Origin of the sequence: Sphingomonas bisphenolicum, assembly GCF_024349785.1 — a bacterium.
GTDB lineage: Bacteria > Pseudomonadota > Alphaproteobacteria > Sphingomonadales > Sphingomonadaceae > Sphingobium > Sphingobium bisphenolicum.
The window spans coordinates 1,047,168-1,064,741 of sequence record NZ_AP018817.1; the positions used below are offsets into that span (position 1 = coordinate 1,047,168).

General features: G+C 60.5%; 17 protein-coding genes and 1 pseudogene. 3 read left to right on the top strand and 15 right to left on the bottom strand.

Features of this window, described 5'->3' with window-relative positions:
• The first annotated feature begins 44 nt into the window (after positions 1–44).
• A complete protein-coding gene (gene tnpC / locus SBA_RS05175; RefSeq protein WP_390902434.1) occupies positions 45–1,556 on the top strand; it encodes an IS66 family transposase in 1,512 nt (503 codons plus the stop codon).
• Between the two features lie 153 nt (positions 1,557–1,709).
• Here tnpC and SBA_RS05180 read toward each other — a convergent pair whose 3' ends face one another.
• Together SBA_RS05180 and SBA_RS25265 are read right to left on the bottom strand one after the other, a co-directional pair.
• Complete coding sequence (locus SBA_RS05180; RefSeq protein WP_261936124.1) at positions 1,710–2,333, bottom strand: hypothetical protein; 624 nt, start codon at positions 2,331–2,333, stop codon at positions 1,710–1,712.
• Between the two features lie 8 nt (positions 2,334–2,341).
• A complete protein-coding gene (locus SBA_RS25265; protein WP_390902435.1) occupies positions 2,342–3,091 on the bottom strand; it encodes a PD-(D/E)XK nuclease family protein in 750 nt (249 codons plus the stop codon).
• Positions 3,092–3,417: 326 nt separating this feature from the next.
• Between SBA_RS25265 and SBA_RS05185 the strand changes: the two are divergent.
• Positions 3,418–3,853: pseudogene (locus SBA_RS05185) on the top strand (DUF1810 domain-containing protein).
• Between the two features lie 64 nt (positions 3,854–3,917).
• Positions 3,918–4,232, top strand: a complete 315-nt coding sequence (locus tag SBA_RS05190) for a hypothetical protein (protein WP_261936125.1) — start codon at positions 3,918–3,920, stop codon at positions 4,230–4,232.
• 537 nt (positions 4,233–4,769) lie between these two features.
• Here SBA_RS05190 and SBA_RS05195 read toward each other — a convergent pair.
• From SBA_RS05195 to SBA_RS05255, 13 genes are all read right to left on the bottom strand, one after another.
• Positions 4,770–6,734 carry an AAA family ATPase gene (locus SBA_RS05195; protein ID WP_261936126.1) on the bottom strand — a complete coding sequence of 655 codons (1,965 nt, stop codon included), beginning with the start codon at positions 6,732–6,734 and terminating at the stop codon, positions 4,770–4,772.
• A gap of 386 nt (positions 6,735–7,120) precedes the next feature.
• A complete protein-coding gene (locus SBA_RS05200) occupies positions 7,121–7,300 on the bottom strand; it encodes a hypothetical protein (protein ID WP_261936127.1) in 180 nt (59 codons plus the stop codon).
• A 196-nt stretch (positions 7,301–7,496) separates the two neighbouring features.
• Positions 7,497–7,775: a hypothetical protein gene (locus tag SBA_RS05205; RefSeq protein ID WP_261936128.1), complete on the bottom strand. Its 279-nt coding sequence runs from the start codon at positions 7,773–7,775 to the stop codon at positions 7,497–7,499.
• 417 nt (positions 7,776–8,192) lie between these two features.
• A complete protein-coding gene (locus SBA_RS05210; protein WP_261936129.1) occupies positions 8,193–8,795 on the bottom strand; it encodes an alpha-ketoglutarate-dependent dioxygenase AlkB in 603 nt (200 codons plus the stop codon).
• A complete protein-coding gene (locus SBA_RS05215; protein WP_261936130.1) occupies positions 8,783–9,208 on the bottom strand; it encodes a thermonuclease family protein in 426 nt (141 codons plus the stop codon). The genes SBA_RS05210 and SBA_RS05215 overlap by 13 nt, the downstream gene beginning before the upstream one ends.
• Before the next feature lie 72 nt (positions 9,209–9,280).
• The gene (locus SBA_RS05220) at positions 9,281–10,021 is read right to left on the bottom strand and encodes a hypothetical protein (RefSeq protein ID WP_261936131.1); all 741 of its coding nucleotides are present in this window, start codon (positions 10,019–10,021) and stop codon (positions 9,281–9,283) included.
• Positions 10,022–10,550: 529 nt separating this feature from the next.
• A complete protein-coding gene (locus SBA_RS05225; protein WP_261936132.1) occupies positions 10,551–13,109 on the bottom strand; it encodes a PriCT-2 domain-containing protein in 2,559 nt (852 codons plus the stop codon).
• A 112-nt stretch (positions 13,110–13,221) separates the two neighbouring features.
• Positions 13,222–13,392 carry a helix-turn-helix transcriptional regulator gene (locus SBA_RS05230; protein WP_261936133.1) on the bottom strand — a complete coding sequence of 57 codons (171 nt, stop codon included), beginning with the start codon at positions 13,390–13,392 and terminating at the stop codon, positions 13,222–13,224.
• Positions 13,393–13,768: 376 nt separating this feature from the next.
• Complete coding sequence (locus SBA_RS05235) at positions 13,769–14,335, bottom strand: hypothetical protein (RefSeq protein ID WP_261936134.1); 567 nt, start codon at positions 14,333–14,335, stop codon at positions 13,769–13,771.
• Positions 14,332–14,571, bottom strand: coding sequence for a hypothetical protein (locus SBA_RS05240; RefSeq protein ID WP_261936135.1), 240 nt, complete (start codon positions 14,569–14,571; stop codon positions 14,332–14,334). The genes SBA_RS05235 and SBA_RS05240 overlap by 4 nt, the downstream gene beginning before the upstream one ends.
• 114 nt (positions 14,572–14,685) lie before the next feature.
• The gene (locus tag SBA_RS05245) at positions 14,686–15,270 is read right to left on the bottom strand and encodes a hypothetical protein (protein WP_261936136.1); all 585 of its coding nucleotides are present in this window, start codon (positions 15,268–15,270) and stop codon (positions 14,686–14,688) included.
• A 143-nt stretch (positions 15,271–15,413) separates the two neighbouring features.
• Positions 15,414–15,743 (bottom strand): site-specific integrase, encoded by a 330-nt coding sequence (locus tag SBA_RS05250; RefSeq protein ID WP_261936137.1) that lies wholly within the window; start codon positions 15,741–15,743, stop codon positions 15,414–15,416.
• Positions 15,744–15,831: 88 nt separating this feature from the next.
• Positions 15,832–17,544 carry a recombinase family protein gene (locus SBA_RS05255; RefSeq protein WP_261936138.1) on the bottom strand — a complete coding sequence of 571 codons (1,713 nt, stop codon included), beginning with the start codon at positions 17,542–17,544 and terminating at the stop codon, positions 15,832–15,834.
• Positions 17,545–17,574: the final 30 nt, after the last annotated feature.

Here is a 17,574-nt window from a genome sequence, read left to right on the forward strand (position 1 = left end):
CAGTGTCGGACCCAGGCCTTTCCACCCCTGATAAAGACGCTCGGATCGCCGAGCTTGAAGCCGCATTGGCCGCCGCCCATGCCGATATTTCCGCCCGCGACATCCTGATCGACACGCTGCGCGTGCAGATCGCGCGCCTCAAGCGGATGCAGTTCGGCAAGTCGTCTGAGAAGCTCGATACCCAGATTGCTCAGCTTGAGCTGGCCCTTGAAGAGCTCGAAGGCGAGGCCATCGTCGCCGCCGCGCGTCGAGGCGATCCGGTAGCCGTCGATCGGCCATCACCGGTTCGGACGCTGCCAGCTCATTTGCCGCGCGAGGAGCAGCGGATCGAGCCCGATCAGGGTAACTGCACCTGTCCCGACTGCGGCGGCGCGTTGCGGCCGCTGGGGCAGGATAGCGACGAGATGCTCGATGCCGTGCCGGTGCAGTGGCGCGTCGTTCGGACCATCCGCCCCAAGTATAGCTGCCGGTCCTGCGAGAAGATCGTGCAGGCGCCCGCGCCGGTAAAGGCGATAGCGCGGGGCAAGGCGACCTTCGGCACGCTGGCCCATGTCGTCGTCTCCAAGTTCGACCATCATCTGCCGCTTTACCGTCAGGCCGAGATAATGGCCGCCCAAGGCATCGAGATCGACCGCTCGACGCTGGCAGGGTGGGTCGGGCAAGCATCCGTGCTGCTCGACCCGATCGTCAGTCGCATCCGCGAGGTCGGACTGACGGCTTCAAAGATTCACACCGACGATACGCCGGTCCCTATGCTCGATCCGGGACGTGGCAAGACGGCAACCGGCAGGCTCTGGGCCTATGCCGTCGACGATCGCGGTTCTGGTGCGACCTCACCGCCGTTGGTCTGGTATGAGTTCACCACCGACCGGACAGGCGCACATCCCCAACGGCAGCTGGCCAGTTTCACCGGCTATCTTCAGGCGGACGGCTATGCCGGATACGACAAGCTCTACGACACCAACCGCGTCACCGAGGTCGCCTGCTGGGCGCATTTCCGCCGCAAGATATTCGACATCCACGCGACCAAGCCGACACCGCTCACCACTGATCTGCTGGAACGCATCGGCCAACTCTATGAGATCGAAGCAGAGGTTCGCGGCCATCAGCCTGATATCCGACGACGAAGCCGACAGGACCGCACCAAGCCATTGATCGACGAACTGCACGAGGCGCTCGACGATGCGCTGCGCCGTCTTTCGCCCAAGTCGGAGATGGCCAAGGCGATCGCTTATGGCCGCAAGCGCTGGGTCGCGCTCACGCGCTTCCTCGACGATGGCCGACTGGAGATTGATAACAACATTGCGGAGCGCGCCATGCGCTGCGTGGCCCTGGGCCGCAAAAACTGGCTGTTTGCAGGATCAAAGGCGGGCGGTGATCAGGCCGCTGCCATCTACTCCATCATCGAGACTGCCAAGCTCAATGGCCTCGAACCGCAGGCCTACATCGCCGATGTCATCGCCAAGATCGCTGGCGACTGGCCTGCCGCGCGCTGGGATGAACTCATGCCTTGGAACTGGCAGCCAGATCAGCAACCGATCGCCGAAGCCGCCTGATCTGCGGCCTCCAGCCCACGCTTACGTACGCGAAAGCCGGGTGGCGTTTGAACATAGGTATTAACGCGCAACACACTCGCAGCCGACAGCACTCGCGCGGCATTCTTAAGAAATTAAAGTGCGTATTACCAATCCGTGGTAATCGATCCGGAGCTATGCCCGCTTTGGATTGCCTCTCATCAGGATTTTATCGAACGTACTCTGATCAGCTTCAAGTTCATCCAGCGCGTTGCGGAGTGGGGCGAGAACCTCGCTCCAATCTTCATTCTCCCACGCAGAGACTCTGAGATCGGCCGCCAGCGCGATGGGGCGAAAGAAGATACCCTTGCCTTCGTTAATCCAGCCCTTTTTTCCTAATTCCTCGGCTATATCCGCGATCGTCTTAGAGAAAGCATTCCATGTGCTCTTCCCGCCAAACCAGCTGTATTCCGGTTCGAACCAAAATCCGAAATCCGTCTGACCAAGGTTGAGCAAGTCTGCGATCTCGTAAGAGCTGGTGGCTTCCTCGTTTCGATGACCTAGTGTGAAGCGCGCCAGTGGCTCTTCCTCAGAATCATTTTGCCAAGCCCCTGGGCAGACCCAAATAGTGGTGAAGGTATCCGGCGCGTCGATTTCGCCCTTCCATAATTTCTCCTCGACCCATTCTCTGATGAGCGTCTCCACTGCATTTGTGATTATCGGAACGACTTGCTCTTCGTAGAAGATTGTGGCCCTGTTCAGCACCGCTAAATCCCGAAGAATGATCGCGCCCGCTCGAATGAAGTCGTCATCGGCCATGGATAAACCTATAAGTTGGAGATATGGGTAGCAAATGAGGTAGCCAGGAAACGGGGCACGGGCGCTGTATCTCGTGCCGCCGCTCGCAAACTACGCGCAATCTGCTTCCAGGAAACCGAAACGACGCGGTCAGTCCAGTCGCCAGCAGTTGAAGGAGTTCGCCCCGAAAGCGTTAAGAATATCACAGCCCAAGGCCGCATGGCTGTCGCGCGCGCGGCTGCGATTTCGCAATACCTCGCAAGCTGGCCGGGTTGCTCCTGCGCATCCAATTTCACCTCGATGACAAAAAAGAATCCCGGGTCGTTAACCTGAATGTCAACGCGGCTCGCTCTGTCACCGTCAGGGCATTCTTCGACAGAAACGGTGCAAGTGGAGGACGGACGGCTAGGAAAGTCGCCTGGCGCAGTTCTATTTGCGCGCTCCAGCAGGTCCGTAAGAAGGCTGCCAGCGCAGCCATGGCCAGCGCGCGGGTCTAGAAACCAACGAAGGACGGATGCATTGCGTACTTCGTCGCGGCGAAGTCCGGACGCCGCCCAAGGATCGCTTAGCAAGCCGGAGGCATCAACGCTCTGCAAAGGAGCACGCACGCTATCGAGAAAGTCGATCATTGCGCCGGTAGGAGGTGGTCGAGAGTGTTTCGGTGGGGTTTGCACTGCGCCGATCAAGGCAACGCCACGGAGCGCGTCGAACAGGTCCGACAAATCATTTGCCAACCCACTTGAAGGGCCTGCGAAACAGTCTCGCAACCCACTGATCATTTCTGCCAGTGCCTCAGGATCTGGCACTTCCACTTTCAAGGGTGTGTGTAGCCCAGAGCGACGAGAGGACAAGCCCGACCATCGGCAAATCGAGAAACGCCTGATGTGAGGCCAAAGTGGCAACCGCGATCCATATCGCAACTGTCATCTATAGCCTCGTTCTTTGCAACCGACATTTAATACCGGCAACACTAAGAGCCTTGGCGTGCTTGGCAGACGGATGCGCGTGTGGCAGCTTTTAAGATTACTTGCACGCTATTGGAATGACTGAAATTGGCGCAATCCAGTCATGCGGAACGACCAGCCGCCATCGGCGTCTTAGCCGCATGACCCTCGACCCTCATAACTTCCATCGCTTCCTCGACGCACAGCAGGACACCTACATGTCAGCCCTGGCAGAGTTACGAGGGGGCCGAAAGACAAGTCACTGGATGTGGTTCGTTTTCCCTCAGCTGGCGGGACTGGGCCGCAGCCCGGCAGCGCAGCGCTTTGCCATCACGTCGCTGGACGAGGCGCGCGTATCTCGATCACGCGACGTTAGGCCAGCGGCTGCGAGAATGCGTGCGGGCGCTGCAGGACTTGCCGCATGGCAACCGCGCTGCGGTCGCAATCCTTGGCGACGTGGACGCCATTAAGCTGCGGTCGTCCCTAACCCTGTTTGAGGCGGCCGGCGGTGGTGATCTGTTCAGCGCCGCGTTGGACCGCTGGTTCGGCGGCGTTCGCGACGACGGCACCCTTACGATACTGGCCCGCATATCGTAGCAGTATAGCTCGAAGCGCCGTCGCATCATTGGTCAACGCTGCCGCCAGAAGGTAAACTGCGACCATGACAAGCCAAGACACATCCCGCGCCGTCACCTTCGACGGCATCAACCTCCAGGCCGAGCGCGTCTGCAACGACCCCGACGGTTACGACCGCATCGCGGCCTGGGACCCTGATACCGGGCAACGCCTGGTCGAAATTAGCTGGCATCGCGACACGCGGAAGCTCGGCGTAATACTGCATGGCGACCGGCGCTGGTCGTTTGAGGCGGTGGAGGAGATGCGTCGGCTGGGGATGGAGGCGCTGTGGTGGTCGGCGGAAGCGGCTCAAGTCGAGGGCTGCGAGAAAAATTCCGTAGAGTCCGCTGCGGCCGGGTAAATCCGTTCTGCTCGCAACCGATATTGAGTTATCCCGCAGCAAAGCACGATATTTGCGGAACTGCCGAACCGTTCGCGCATTGAAGCTATGTCGGACGGAACAATCTTTGCCCCCCGCTCAGTCCGTTCGGCTCCCATAGAGGCCCCGCTGCTCCCCCGCAGGCGGGGCCTCATTTGCAGTGGGCCAGGTAGGTGTTGAGCGCATGCATTGTGGCGGGAAGAGATGGCATCATTTTGCTGGTGTTGTGCTCGATCCTCTTGGCGTCGGCTAGGGCATTGCCGTCGTTCTCGCCCCCGGGTCAAATGGCAGCTGTCGGCCTGGCACCGGGCATGCCGAAAGGCGGCAAGCAGCGCGGGAAACGGGAATCTGGCCGGAAGGGGAATGGCAGTAGACACCTACAGTCTTGGTTGATCCGTAGCCGACGGCTTTGAGGCGATGGCCGGTTTCGGGACCATTGGAACGACCGGGATATAGCTCATTCCCGAGGTGCGATCAGCGGCGGGTTGGCCGATCTCGGACCATTTAGGGGCATTTCGGTCAGATGAACTTGTCGATACGCTCGAAGGCAGTCTCGAAGCGCGCGAGTGTTTCCTGAACCGGCTTGCCTTTGCCAGAGAGTAACTTCGGGTTCTGCAGCAGATACATCGATGGGTCGAAGTGACTAAATTCCGGAATCTCCTGGGGCAGAAGGCGGAAATACGCTTCGGCCTTCTTTACAAGGCGGGTCGTGCCAGTGTCTGCCGCTTCGAGCTTTTCAACGGTGAGCAGGTGTTCCCCCTGAAGCCCATAGGCCTTGTTCACAAGATCGACGAACAGCGCGGGAGCGAAGAAATCCTCGATGTCGGCCTCGTCCTTCCCGGCCACCTCGGTCGCGAGGATGATTCTCTCCTCCTGTAGGAGCGCCGACTTGTGAAGGTCGTCGAGCTTTCGCTTTTGACCACGCTCAAAATCCGTCAGCACGGCGATATTGAGCTTGTTTCCATAGAAGAGACGCACGAACGGCAGCACCTTGTCGATGCCGCCCGACGGGCAGATCGCCCAGTGCGGAGATAGGTGTGGACGGCCGGCCGCCTTCAATGCCGCTGACGCAACCTGAAGATAGAGGATGTCGCTCGGCCCCTCCACCAGCAAAGTGTTCTTACCGATCACAAGCGTCTGCGTCACTTCGAAGCCCATAGCTCCAAAGATCGGGAAATTGGTCTGCGGGTCCGTCGTCAGCACATCCGATCGGATTTTCGTGCCGATCGACTTTTTGCGGTTGCGCTGATCGAGCTGAACCACGTCCTCGACCGTGCGGACCGAAGACAGATCATCCGGCGGCACCATGAAAGGCGAATGTGTCGACCAGATCAGCTGGTGATGGGGCGCGATCTCCTTGTAGAAATAACGCAGCAGGTCGAGCTGCGCGGTACCGTGTAGCGTCAGCCCGGGCTCATCCAGAAGAAGGATCACGTTGCCGTGGCTCTTCTTGATCTGGGCGAATTTCACAAGGAACGAGAAGAACCAGATGAATCCGGCCGAGCGCTCCGAGAACGGCACCGTGACGCCGTGCAGACTGTTCTCTACACGTGCGCGTGCCACCGGCCCGCTATTGAAGGGCGCCGGGTCCCCGGATTTGCCTTCTGAGAGCACGACCTTGATCTTCAACTCGTCATTCTGAGTCCAGTAGTCGAAGATCTGATCAGTGATCTTCAGTGCCGCTGCTTCACACTTGGCGTTCAGCTCTTCGAACTGCTTAGTCTTTACGAGGTCATCCAGGGTGGTACCGGCATACTCGAGGAAATCGAGGAATACGCGGTCACCGCTTGGCATCGGGCGACTGTTCTGACGATCCTCGTTAAGCTTGTTGATCGACATCTCCCCGCTCATGCGATCGTAATGGGAGAAATACATGAACTTCGGCATCCTTGGGTATAGGATGTCAATGATACGAAGGCTGACGGAATTCGATCGGAATTTCTTGATTGCGTCTAGAAGCGCCTGCTGCGCTTCGCTGCGCGCGCTGAGCGCTTCAAGCAACGCCGCCGCGCGAAGCGCCGTCGTCGCATTATTTAGCGCTGCCCGATCATCGCTGGTCAGTTGATGATGTGAAATCAGGTGATCAAGCGCGGCCTTCTCGCTGAACTGCACTGTCCAGCTCGTGCCTTCCTGTTCATACGTCTTTTCCACTACGACCGTGTCGCTGGTCAGGGTATCGTTGCCGAACTCCATCGCGATGAGCTTCTTGTCCACGGCATCCAGCTTCCACCGTGTCCGCATGACGCGCGCCTCATTCTCGCCATGGTCCGATTGATATTCGGCCAGCATGCGGCGTGGGTAGTTCGTGATCTTACCATAGTCCTTGAAAGACGCATCTGTTGAACGTATGCCTTCAAGCGCCTTCAGGAAGGCCGACTTGCCTGCTTCGTTCTTGCCAACAAGGCATGTGGTCTGCCCGATCGCCACGGGATCCGCGTCGATGATGTTGCGGTAATTGGTCGCGTGCGCTTCGATCAGCTTCAACTTCATCCTCCCGGAACTAATTCTTCATCCAACGGTATCAGCATCACTATCCATTCGCGATCGAAACATTCAACTGCTTAAAGTCTAGTCGCCGAACTTTCTGAGTCTTTGCATGCCAATTTAAGTCGATGGCTGGTGGCCACTCGCAATGCGCAAATGATAATCCGGTGTGTTGCATCAGCTGGACGGCAGCTTACGTCCATGGATTTAGTGGCCGCTTCCAAGTGCAGGAAATCGCAGTCGGACGGCAAAAAGTGGCTCGTAGCCGATCGGCGGAAGTTCAGTTTTTAGAAGACCGGTTTTGGTGTAAGATGAAGCTCCAGAGGCCGCACCAGAACAGCTTGAATAGGTCGCCTTCGGACTCCCTACGCCGATCAATCAACCCCCTAGACCGTCGCGAACCACTCCGTATAGGCCGTGTTGCGCGCCATGTGCCTTTGCCATTCGAGCGCGCCGTCCGACCACCACACCGGGGCGCGCTCGCCCAGGGCGTGCTTCGCCGCGTCGACCGCTGCTCGGACCCTGGCCACGCCCTCCGCCTCGCCCGCCCGATTGGCAGCGCTCACCGCGCGGCGCGTCCATGGGCGCGCTGATCAGGACAGCGCGCTTGTCGTCGGTGAGCGCGGGGTTCGCCATGCGCCACAGCCGTCCGCGCATGACGAAGTAGCAGCCGTCGGGCGTGACCGGATGCTTGCCGGCCATGCGCGCCGCCTCAGCCACCGGACCTTCGGCAGAGACGCCAAAGCAACCTCAGCCCCAATATCACAAGCATATAGAAGGCGACGTCTGCCACGAAGGGCCAAGGCGAAATTCGTCCTCCAGAAAGCCGAGCCGGTCCTCCACGAATATGCCCGGCCGGTCGAAGGCGAACGGCGCGGGCCAGCCGCCATTCAGCACCGGCTTGGGACAGTACATGTCGTAGCCGTCCGCGGACTTGCTCAGCGCACAATAGACAGCCTGGTCGGGACCGTGCCGCTGCACCGCGCATGATCCTATTGCCAGCGTGACGGCGAGCGATGGAGGAACGGCGCTTCTGATCATCTCGACACCCTAAGTACAGATATCCAGATAACGGTAGCGGCGGGCAGCTCACATGCGAAGGGCCGCCCCTCAGCGGGACGGCCCTTCCATTGTCAGCCATTCGCGGACAGCTCAGACGAGCCGGACCCCCGCGTTGGAGGCCATGCCCAAGACTGCCGCGCGCGGCGCGTGACAATGAGACATTCGACCACCTCCTTTCCGTTGTTGACGATAACGCGGACGTGGTGCGCACCGTTCAGCATTGCAAGTCCAGCGGGCGCGGTGGCCGCCGGGAACCGTGCTAACCTTTGTTAGTTCGTCACAGTGGACGCGGCCCGCGCACGGATATCCGGGGACGGCCTGCGACCGTTAGGAGCGTCCCGTCCCGCCCTTCAGGGAAGGCGGGACGCTTTTTACGTTCAGATGGGCTATCGCCGATCACTCTCGCTGGTTCGCCAGCCGCTGACCCTTGCATGATAGGCTGCGGAACGTAACCGACCAGCGCGGCTGATCCATCTCGACAATGCTGTGCTCCCAGTCGTGGCGCGCTTCGCCGCACATATGGTAGAGCGACCGCGGGACCAGTGGCACCGATGCCCGGTCGAATTTCGCTGCGTTACGCCTCCGGAACCGCATGGTCGCGGGCGCGGCCAGCGATATGCCCACCACATGCTCGAACACTGGTCGGTCCTTGTGCCAGCCGATGCCCGCGCCCGAATCGTAACGGATCACCAGCGCTTGGGCGAGGTCGCCAGCGACAAGGCCCGTAAACAGCGCGGCGCGCTCCCGCATGTCCAAAAGCCACTCCGGCATGGGGTCGGCCGCGTCGAACGCGCCGTTGGCAAAGTCGTAGCTCCAACCGAACGAACGGGTCAGGCGCTTGCCGGTCCACTGCTGGAAGCGGAATGGGGTTAAGCCTGCGTTGTCGATGTGGCGAATCAACGCGGCTTCCTCATCCGGCGTAACGATGCCGTCCGCCGTGGCGAGACCTGGCAGGGCATGGGTGTCGAATAGATCCAGGAAATGACTCACTTCTGCCATCCCCTGCCACCTTGCTCACCACCTTGGCGACGCAGCCGCGTCCCCAGCGGCTGACCCTTCAGCGCGCAATAGCCGATCACCCGGTCATAGCTGCGTTTGCCCGCGCGGCAGGTCAGCGGTTGGCCAAGCGCAATCCGCTCCAACCTGCGCTTGGCGTCCGCGCCGCCCGCATCGCGCAACTCCGGCGCGTAGAAATCGCCCAGCCTGACCTCGATCCAACGGTCGGGCTGGCCAGCGGGGCCAACGCACAGACTGTCGCCGTCGCCGACATAGCGCACAACGCCGGAGAAGGTAGCGCCCTTGGCCGGTAGCTTACCCTCGCAGGGGTCGGCATGGGCGGGCGCACTCCAGCCTACAATGAGCAATGCGGCCAGGGGCAACAGGGGACCATAAGGGCTGGGCAGAATGTGCATGAGGCGGTGATCGGTTCGCTGCGTGGAATCAGTGACGTGACCGATAGCACGGAACGAAAGCGGAACGTCAAGTCAAAGCAGCGGACGCCTCTGGTCCAGCAGCGCCAACAATTCTGGACCGCTGGGCAGGGGTGGGAGCGCTAGCTCCTCTGGCAGGACGTCGAAGGCGAAGGACAAGTGCGCGCCCTGCCCATGCCCTAGCCGACGCGCGCCGTCGTCGACCGCCCGCTCGAGCGCGCGCAGATCAAAGGGCACGTAATAGGCGGCCGGGGCCAGCACACGCAGGTACAGCCTATCGGCCCGCAACAGTTCCGGCCGCCGGGCGGGCGGGTCGGCGCTGGCCAACAGCCAGGCGCTGGCGTAGCCCAGCAGCTCCACTACCGCGTAAAGGGGCGTGTCGCTGGCGATCTTCAGTTCGATCAGTTCTACCGCGCCGTCCGTGCGCCGATGCGCCAAATCCACTGCCCGCCTGCCGTCCGTCGATCCCTCTATAAGACCGGACGCCACTGGTATCTGGTTAGCCCAGTCGTTCCGACCAGCCGCGTTGCACGCCGACGCGATTGCCCGCTCCAGCACCACCTCAGGGCTGCGATTGCCCGCGCCGATCTGCGGCTGCAAGGTCCAGCGCCAGTTTTGCTGCGACCGCTCCTTGTTGTCGCCAGCGCGCCCCGCGTCCCAGTTGCCACTGACCACGCTATGGACCAGGGCCGCGACGTCGAGGCCAGGTGGCAGGCGCAGGGACCGCAGCGCCGAGCGATGGCGCAGCCGGGCGATGCCAAGGGCGTCGCAAATGGCGGACTCCAGGCCGTGCATGATGGACGAAGGATGGTTCGCGACGGGCGGGGGGCTGGGCATAGCGGGGTGATAGCAAGGTTGCGGGGCGGGGGGCAGACGCGCGGCGGAGATTGTCGGCGAGCCATGGGCACGCGCGCCATGCCGTCGATAAACGAAGGCTGATCCGATCGAAAATCTTCGTCCAGTCAGCTGCGACAGGGTAAAACGCGGCTTTGTCGCACATACGGCCGGGCGGCGGGTACTGTGCGGGTACCCCGGCCGGTCAGTGCCCGCCCCAAAAAGCGTAGCAAATCCGCCGTTTGCGGGTGCAGCGGGGCCTGCGGGGACTCGACGGGGGTTTTGCATAGGGCAGGGGGCACGGGGGCGGGCATGCCGCAGCAGGCGAGCGTACCGGGGGCGTGCCCCTTTTCTCTTACTCAATATCAAAAGAGTACCCGCTGTCCCCGCCATACCCGCTGACCGCAGTTTTGCGTCAGTTTCGACGGCGGGTACTGAATGGGGGAGTACCCGCCAGTACCCGCTGATCTGCCGTGTTGAAGCGGCGCCGTCAAAACGGCATCGGCTCGTCGTCAGCTGTGCCCCCCGTGTTCGCCGAACCACGCGCGATGCTATCGGCAGCCAAAGTCTCCGGGTCGAACGCGTCGTTGGTCACGATGGTGAAAGTCGCGACTTTGCGCTTCTTGTCGAAGGCCTCAGTCACGTCGAACCCCGACGTGCGCAGTCCGTCCGCCAATCGACGGAACATGGTGGAGAACTGGTTCACGGGCGGGAGGCTTTCAAAGCGCGCATGGGCCCCCAACATGTCGCGCAAGTCCCGCGCCGTCCTATCGACGATCGTCGCCCCCGGCTTTTGGAAATAAGTCCCCAGCGCCTCGATCAGCGGATGCCCCTCCACCGCCTTGCGCTGCATGCTCTCCTGCTCCGCGTTCAGCAGCGCGGCAAATCCCCCCGCCTCCAGACGCATCGGCCCGCCCGCCGCCTCCACCCATGCGGCAAAGTCGGCTAGGCGCGGCAGTACCAGCTCGCCCGCCTCCACGCGGGCGGCCACCGCCGCTCCGTTGCGCAAGCCCGCCGACACGCAGTCCAGCAGGAAGCCCACCATCTTACCGGCGTCAGCGTCGAAGTCGCGCCAGACCGCCGCCTCCGTCCGCCGCTTTGCCAGCGTGGTGGCGGTGATCCGTAGCGAACGGCTGAGCAGGTCGCCCCGGTTGCTGGGCGTGGCGATACAGCTGACGATGCAGGGGCGGCGGACGAAGAACAATTGCTCATCGGCGCTCGAATAGAGAACCCTGTGCGAAGATGCCGCGCCCGAAGCCAGACGACAGAGCTGGTCGGCCACTTCTGCGGAAAACACGGATATATTGTCCAGATACAGCATGGAGCAGCGCGACGCCTGAATGTGCAAATTGCGCTCCTCTTCCGCCATGCTGAAGCGGGCCGCCTGTCGATCGCCGATGGGCGGATCGACCAGCGCCAAGGCTTTGTCGCCCAGATTGCTCTTGGCTGATCCGGCCACACCCTCGATCAACAGGATGGGATAGGCCCCCTCCGCGTTGAATATCGACAGCAGGAAGCCGATCACACGGTTCAGGTCATCGGCACTGACGTTGAAATGCTTGCCGAACGTCTCCAGGGTGCCCCCCGCAACGGGCATGGGGAGCGGGCCGCGACTGCCGACGACGAAGTGCACCGGCGGCTCCTTGTCCATAATGCGCCAGCCGGACGGATCGATCTCTGCGACGACGCCCTGCTGGGGATCGAGATTGACGTACACGCGGCCGTCATGGTGCGCGACGCGCAGGTGCACCGGATGGCGAACGTCAGCCTGGCGCGCACGGGCGTGCAGTATGCCCACGGCGGCGCTGACCTGATCCTTGGGCGCGGTCTTGACGATCTGCTGTTCGTGATAGCGCAAGGACAGGATACCACGATAATCTTGACCGTCTAGTGGCAGGGTAACATGGCGGGGCTTGCCGCCCGCCTGCGTCTGCTCCACCCGAACATAGGCTTTGCCGTCAGGCGACAGGAATACCTCGTCGCCCGCTGCCGCTGCTTGGTCGAGGATGATCGAGGCTGCGTCGGGCTTGGCCTTACCGCCACCGCCGCCACCCGCCGACTGCTCGGCGGCGTCCACCCACCCGGCTTCCTTGGCCTTGGCGATATAGGTGGCGATGGTGAGACGCTGGCTTGCCGGACGGTCGGTCTTGACGCCGTTCCAGTGCTTGCGAACGTCATCCTCGCCATTGAACGAATCGTCCTCGGACGAAAGCTTAAGGAACAGCGCGAACCCGTCTTCGCCATAGCTATTCTTCAGCGCGATACCCAAGCGACTCCAATCGCTATAGTCGTCGATTGCCAGCCCATCCTTGCCGATCAGATGGCGTAGCGCCGCCTCCGTCCGCGCAAGCTCGGCTTTGCCCGCCTTAGGCTGAGCCAGAGCGGCTATGGTATCAGCCCTGCTTCTGCCTTCGGATGCGCCGGTCCCGTGCGCTTTTTCTGCCTCAGCAAGCGCCATCATAAATTCTGAGATGGAATAAGGTGCCAGCCCGTCTGTCACGGTGCAGGTAACCAGGGTCGGTGCGTCGGGGTTCTTTTGGTGGAGAAAGCCGGGCAGCCGCATGATGCGCGGCAGGTCGTGGATGCTCTTGTCCGATCCAAACAGGGCAATCAGCCGCTTCTGCACGGCCGTGAACTGATCCAGTGCGATGCCGATCACCCGCCAATAATAGTGGCGCTTGCCGGGCGACGTTTCCACGACAACGTGCGGCGCGATGCCCAGCCGATCCACATTCTCCAGGGGGGTACCGTCAAAGTCGGCAAAAAAGCAGGTGGCGGCGGAGATGTTGGCGGCGGTCACGCCCTGCCCGTCCGACGCGTTGACCTGAACGAAGATGCCATAGCCCGCGTCGTTCCAGCGGCGCAGCGTCTGCATGGCCTGATCGAACGGAGCGGTCATCTGTTGCGCGCCCATGCCCTTGCGGGCTTTGTCGTCCATGATGGCACGGAATGCGAGGGGGCTGGTGCGGCCGATGGCAGCGAGGAAGGTGATGGCCTGCGCACTAACCTGGCGCGGCGCGTCGTCCATTTCGGTGGGGATGGTCGGCATTGGGCATAGCTCTGGCTGCGCGCGAAACCATGATCGCGCGTGGGGATAGATCAGACCCCGTTTGCAGCCAGGGCGGTGGTGGAATGCAGCGACCAATCAGCCGCCGTGCGGCTTAAGCCGTGGCGATCAGGCTCTGGATGGCGCTGGCACGCCAGCCGACCCTGCCACCAATGCGGACCTTGCCGGTGATGCGACCGTCCTTAGTCCAGCGATCGACCGTAGCGGGATGGACGCTGAGGCGATCGGCAACCTCCGATTTGGAGAGCAGGCGGTCGTCGGACATGGGCATGTTGTTCTGCATGTATAGACCCTTGTTGCTTGCCGTCGTTGCGGCATATGGCGCTATATATACAACAGCTAAAGCATGTTGACCATGTTGCCGCGCTTGCGCTGCTCCTTATCGGCGAACAAAATAGGTGCTGGTTACTATTTTCTGAACGGCTTGGCGCACAGTCATGAACGCTCTACCGCAGGTAGAGCCTGATCTGATATTAAAAAAATATTTTTTGCACTTACCCATTACGTTGCCCACGACCTGACGGTCATCATGGTGCATGCGGTGCTACATACCGCTCGCCGCCACCAACAGCCTCTCAACGCAAAGGGGTGACGCGGTGCGCCGCCCCTTTGCGTTGTCGATGCCAACTGGTCGGTACCCGTCAGCCGACCTCTCGATCTCGGGCTGCGCGCCAGGCACTCGCCTCCGCCCGCTCTTCACGGGTCCGCCGCAGGCCGCACTTTGAAGCGCGCTCGCCTTCGAACTGCGCGTCGACCATCTGTGCGATCAGCCGCACGTCTGCGGACGTGTAGTGCCAGCCTAAGGTGCGGACGACGGCGATCAGGAACGGAAGGTCCTGCCATTCCCCGCTATCGTCCATCCGCGCGCTGCTCTTCCGATCGTGCAGGAAGAGCAGATAGTGCATGAGCGATCGAATGGTTACCCAAGCGATCGCGTCAGCGACGCACCGGCCGGGGGGCATTTCCCAGCTCTTCCAGCGGGCGCGTTCGTGGCCAGCATCATCTGTTAGGCAGTAGGGGTCGTGCTGACCGCGATATGCGCGATACAGAACGCGGGCGAGCATGTAGGCGCAGGCGAGATTGAACCCCGTGACCAGTTCCTCTGCATCAAGCACGGCGCGCTCCCAGTAGTCTGAGCGGCCGTCGTCATAGGCGTCGGGCAGTGGCGACAGGCTTTCGAGCCAGTTGTGCTGGACAGTCCCGCTCACTTCCCACCTCCCCGAACGGCTTTGATGGGCATATGGTTGACGTGGATGAAAAGGTTCATCGCTTCTCGCGCATTTTGAAAGCCCACCAGGTGATTAAAGGCCCTCAGTAACGATATTTCGGATTCCAGGTCTTCGGCCATCGCCCAGATACCCTCAGTTTCCATCTGCCAGTCTTCAATGGCTTCGATCAGATCACGCTCAGTCGGCACGGCGGGGTTTTCTGGTAAGTCACTCATTGCACACTCCTTTTGATTAAGTGCACAACTCAAATATGACGTTTACAAAAAAGGGGGCAAATGCACCGAGCGAGCCGAAAGATTGCTACCCTTTTTAATCATAAGCGGCGGGGCCTAAGGCACCGACGCAACGCGAGCATCCCGCCACATGGAATTCACGTTGTTGAAGGTGAACGGAATTTCGGTGGCTGTCAGCATGTCGATTACGAAACGCTCCGCTGGGCGCTGCAAGCCGTTCACATCTGCGGATGCCCGAACGTTAGGGTCGTTTAATCCATACTTGCTCCAGCCGGTGCCCGTAAGGGCAAGCGCAGTGCGACAGGCATGTAGTGATTTCAGCAGAAGCTCGTTCTTCATGCTGCCCGCCTTGCCCGGTTTGAGCGGGATGGCTGCGACGCGCCCAAGAACAATAGAAAGATCTTTAAGGCGCTCATCGGTCAAATCAGGGTGCCAGATAGGGAAGAAATCCGCCGGAAGATCTAAGGCATCTTCCACAATGGTAACGTCGTACACCGCTCGAAGAAGGCTTATGCTTGCGCCGCCGTCCCCTACGATTTCATGTCGGAGGTTATTGATAGTATAAATATAATTTTTGATCTGCGAAATTAATCTATGCGAATCAGTCTGGAGCTGTCTTGCTGCACGTGCAGCCTCGCCCCTAGCTATATTGATCTCCCATTCTTCTGATGGAAGGGACATGTCTCTTATTTTGTAGCCCTCGAGCTGGTCAAGCAAGTCACGTATAATTATAGCCAGTGCGTGTCGGCCGACAGTCTTACCTATCTTAGTCTGGATAAACTTATCGGTTAAGTGGGTGCACAGTTGTGGCCAACCTATACCCGTTAGATGACCTCCTGGTCCGTCAGATATAAAATTGTCGCTGCCCATTTTTCCAGCGCCTCCCGTTTCTCTGCGGCGTAATCGTAGCGGTTATAGATGGCGTCGACCTTCCCGTCAGCATGATTGACGACGGTGCGCGCGACGTCTTTGGATACGTCAAGGGCCGCTAAGCCGCTGCGTGCCGAACGGCGAATATCGTGGATCACCCATCCGTCCACTCCCGACACCTCGTCCAGCTTGGTCTTGCTCTTGTGGAGGTTGCTGCTGGCGCTATCGCCGCCGTCGGTGCTGAATACGTAACCCTTGCCGCGGTGGGGATGAGCGAACGTCATACATGTTCCGCGCGGCGGGGATCAGCGGTAACATGCGCGGCAGGTCCGTCTTAACGCGGTCCCGTTGAAGCAGGTTATAGTCGCAGTCCTATCCGGGCGGGCTAGCCAGCTTGACTTGCGCGGCAAGCGCCGCCTCGTCCTTCCCCCTTTTCTGCCCAGCCGCCGCTGCCCGCCGCGCGACCCGCGCTACGTCGTCTGCACGCCTGCCCCAGGCCGCCGCAAGGTCCGGCACCGCAGCGATCTTATCCATGTCCGACGACCGCGCGATGACCTCGCCGCTGATGGTGAAGCGAAAGGCCGCTATGCCACCCGCCAAGACGACAGTGACATACTGGTGGTGCGCGTCGAACGTGATGCGATCGATGACCGACCGGGCCGCCTGCTGAGCGTTGAGGCGAATGGCGAGCCGGTCTGGTCCATCGCCTTGGATATTGTCTCTAACTGCCCGAAGCCTGACGGCGTGCTCTTGGGTCGGGAGTTCGGACTGGGCCAGGAGTACGTCCTCGCCTGCCGCCTTCGCGCGCTTTTCCATGTCCGCTAGCTCGTCCCGAAGCCGCCGAAACAGAGCTTCCGCTTGATCGTCTGGTCCGCGCGAAAGGAGGTCCAGGATGCGGTCACGTCGCGCACGAATATCCTCAGTCTTGGCCTCCAGGCTGGCACTGTAGTCAAGGAGTTGCTGCAAGCGGTCGTTTCCGGGCTTTTGGTCCAGGTCTATCAGCATCGATAACGACTCCGTCAAAATGCTGTTTTCCACGACATGATAGTTCCAATGCCGCCGTGACTGGCATCCTCGGCTGCGTAAGGCACCGTCGCAGACAAGATATTGCTCGTTCGGTTTTCCTTTATTCCTATAGGTGAGCGAGCCACCGCACTCCGAACATTTGATCAACCCTGTGAACAAGTTTGATATTTGCGCCCCACGCCGTCCGCCTTTCTGGGTCCGCGCGCGGATCGCGGCTTGTGCGCGCCGATACAAATCGTGGGGTACAATCAGCGGGAAGTAGCCATTCAATGGCGCGCCCTGTGGTACACGCCGCCCTGCTTCCAGCGTGTGAAGTTGCGCTTCACCTAAAACTGCTCTGCCGCCCAATATTTTTTGGACATATGAGGGATGCCAGCCGTTGGCGCGCCCACTTATAGGAGGAACGCCCTCTTTATTTAGGGTTTGGGCAATCAGACTGCGGCCATGGCCAGAAGCCGCCATCTCAAATATGCGGAGAACGACACCAGCTTTATCAGCATCGACTAGATATCGCGTTCCATCCTCGCTTTTTCGCAGCCATGCAGGACATATTGATGTTAGTGGGACGCCCTCGGCAGCGCGACGACGCTTGCGTGTCCAGGCTGCCCGCAAGCGCTCTGACTTTTTCTCGCTCTCCTCGTTCGATAATTTTGCCGTCACAACCATGTCGATGAGTTGGTCAAACGGTACGTCTCCGACGTAAAGCCGATCATTGCTGGCTATGGCGATAGCTATATTTGCTTCGAGCATGCTGGATACGAACCGAACCACAGCGTGGGGTGACTCTCGGCTGATGCGGTCAAGGCGCTCCACAACCAAAACGCTGCCGTCCGGAATATCACCCGCGTGAGCCATCCGCTCGAATTTCGCCAGCGAACTATGACCAGAGCGGTTAGAACCGTCATAGGCAGAGATGCCCTCGTCTACCAGTTCGCGCGAGGGGGAATGGCTCCAGCCTTTGGCTTCACAGAAAGTGCGACAGTAATGCAGTTGCCGTTCCAGCGAACTGCCTTTGGCCTGTTCGGCTGAAGAGAAGCGGGCATAAATATAAGCGTTCATGCTACCCGTATAGCCGTGGGTGTAATATGT

Coding starts and splice junctions, on each gene's coding strand:
- SBA_RS05180 (WP_261936124.1), bottom strand. CDS start 2,333: ATGGCCGATGACGACTTCATTCGAGCGGGCGCGATCATTCTTCGGGAT.
- SBA_RS25265 (WP_390902435.1), bottom strand. CDS start 3,091: ATGATCAGTGGGTTGCGAGACTGTTTCGCAGGCCCTTCAAGTGGGTTG.
- SBA_RS05190 (WP_261936125.1), top strand. CDS start 3,918: ATGACAAGCCAAGACACATCCCGCGCCGTCACCTTCGACGGCATCAAC.
- SBA_RS05205 (WP_261936128.1), bottom strand. CDS start 7,775: ATGATCAGAAGCGCCGTTCCTCCATCGCTCGCCGTCACGCTGGCAATA.
- SBA_RS05210 (WP_261936129.1), bottom strand. CDS start 8,795: ATGGCAGAAGTGAGTCATTTCCTGGATCTATTCGACACCCATGCCCTG.
- SBA_RS05215 (WP_261936130.1), bottom strand. CDS start 9,208: ATGCACATTCTGCCCAGCCCTTATGGTCCCCTGTTGCCCCTGGCCGCA.
- SBA_RS05220 (WP_261936131.1), bottom strand. CDS start 10,021: ATGCACGGCCTGGAGTCCGCCATTTGCGACGCCCTTGGCATCGCCCGG.
- SBA_RS05225 (WP_261936132.1), bottom strand. CDS start 13,109: ATGCCGACCATCCCCACCGAAATGGACGACGCGCCGCGCCAGGTTAGT.
- SBA_RS05230 (WP_261936133.1), bottom strand. CDS start 13,392: ATGTCCGACGACCGCCTGCTCTCCAAATCGGAGGTTGCCGATCGCCTC.
- SBA_RS05240 (WP_261936135.1), bottom strand. CDS start 14,571: ATGAGTGACTTACCAGAAAACCCCGCCGTGCCGACTGAGCGTGATCTG.
- SBA_RS05245 (WP_261936136.1), bottom strand. CDS start 15,270: ATGTCCCTTCCATCAGAAGAATGGGAGATCAATATAGCTAGGGGCGAG.
- SBA_RS05250 (WP_261936137.1), bottom strand. CDS start 15,743: ATGACGTTCGCTCATCCCCACCGCGGCAAGGGTTACGTATTCAGCACC.
- SBA_RS05255 (WP_261936138.1), bottom strand. CDS start 17,544: ATGAACGCTTATATTTATGCCCGCTTCTCTTCAGCCGAACAGGCCAAA.